Source organism: Thermus sp., assembly GCF_039793865.1.
Classification (GTDB): domain Bacteria; phylum Deinococcota; class Deinococci; order Deinococcales; family Thermaceae; genus Thermus.
This window is the reverse complement of record NZ_JBAMMI010000020.1, coordinates 1-1,137: the sequence shown is the minus strand read 5'-3', so window position 1 is coordinate 1,137 and position 1,137 is coordinate 1. Positions and strand designations below refer to the sequence as shown.

Sequence of the window (1,137 nt, the reverse complement as noted above, 5' to 3'; positions counted from 1 at the left end):
AAGCCAAGGCCATAAGGCCTCTCTAGGCCTTCTTTCCCGGGGCCCCCAGGCTGGCACAAGCCAGCCTGGGGTGGTATCACTCCAGCCACTCCGTGGCGTAAGCGCTGGTCCTGGGGATGACGCAGAGGAACTCCACGGGCTCCTCTCCCTCGTTGACGTAGGCGTGGGGGGTTTCCGGAGGGATATACACGGTTTGGCCTGCGGAAACCTCCCGCACCTCGTCCCCCAACACCACCCTCATGCGCCCCGAAAGCACGTACTGCTCGTGCTCGATGGTGGGGTGCTTGTGCTTGGGAATACGCCCCCCGGGTAGCAGGGTGAACTTGCGCAGGATGAAGTGGGGCGCCCCGTCCTCGGGACCGATGAGCACCTGGATGAAGGCCTTCTCCCCTCGCTCCACGGGGCGGGCCTCCACGTGGGCCGCCTGCTTGACCACGGGCTTCATGGGGCCCATTGTAGCAAAAGGGCCTCCACGTCTTCGTCGGTGACCTCGCCGAAGTCCAGGTAGTAGGCCCCCACGGCGGCGAAATCCTGAGGGGCCGAGAGGGCCACCACCTCCGCCCGCTCCCTCAGCTTTTCCAAGGCTTCGGGGCTTCCCACGGGCACGGCCACCACCACCCGCTTGGGGCCTTCTTGGAGGACCACAGAGAGGGCGGCCTCCATGCTGGCCCCCGTGGCCACCCCGTCGTCCACCAGGACCACCTCTCGGTCCTTGAGGGGCACCTTGGGCCGCACCTTCCGGTAGCGCTCCGCCCGCTTGCGGATCAGGTCCCTTTGCCGGGCCGCCTCCCGCTCCAGGTAGCTCCCGTCAGCGTGCTGGTGGGCGTAGGGCCTGAGGACAAGCTCTCCCTTCTCCCCCACCGCCCCCAGGGCGAACTCCGGGTTCCCCGGCGCCCCCACCTTGCGCACCAGGACCACGTCCAGCTCCCCGCCCAGGCGCCTGGCCACCTCGTCGGCCACCACCACCCCGCCCCGGGGCAGGCCCAGGACCACGGGCCGCTCCAGGCCCAAGGGCTTCAGGGCCTCCGTCAAAAGGGTCCCCGCGTGCCTGCGGTCGCGAAAGCGCATAGGAAACCTCCCTTCCCATGCTACACCGGCCCTTAGTCTTGCACTCGGTATAAAGCTTTTGGTAACTTA

The 1,137-nt window shown here is 67.6% G+C and carries 2 protein-coding genes; both read right to left on the bottom strand.

The features are described 5' to 3' along the window. Positions 1-76: 76 nt before the first annotated feature. Positions 77-454 carry a cupin domain-containing protein gene (locus ABJK26_RS01865; protein ID WP_347240509.1) on the bottom strand — a complete coding sequence of 126 codons (378 nt, stop codon included), beginning with the start codon at positions 452-454 and terminating at the stop codon, positions 77-79. After that, positions 442-1,068: a phosphoribosyltransferase family protein gene (locus ABJK26_RS01860; RefSeq protein ID WP_347240508.1), complete on the bottom strand. Its 627-nt coding sequence runs from the start codon at positions 1,066-1,068 to the stop codon at positions 442-444. Before ABJK26_RS01860 ends, ABJK26_RS01865 begins: the two co-directional genes overlap by 13 nt. Positions 1,069-1,137 lie beyond the last annotated feature (69 nt).

Excerpts from the sequence above, each read along its gene's own strand:
- ABJK26_RS01865 (WP_347240509.1), bottom strand. The coding sequence starts at position 454 with ATGGGCCCCATGAAGCCCGTGGTCAAGCAGGCGGCCCACGTGGAGGCC.
- ABJK26_RS01860 (WP_347240508.1), bottom strand. The coding sequence starts at position 1,068 with ATGCGCTTTCGCGACCGCAGGCACGCGGGGACCCTTTTGACGGAGGCC.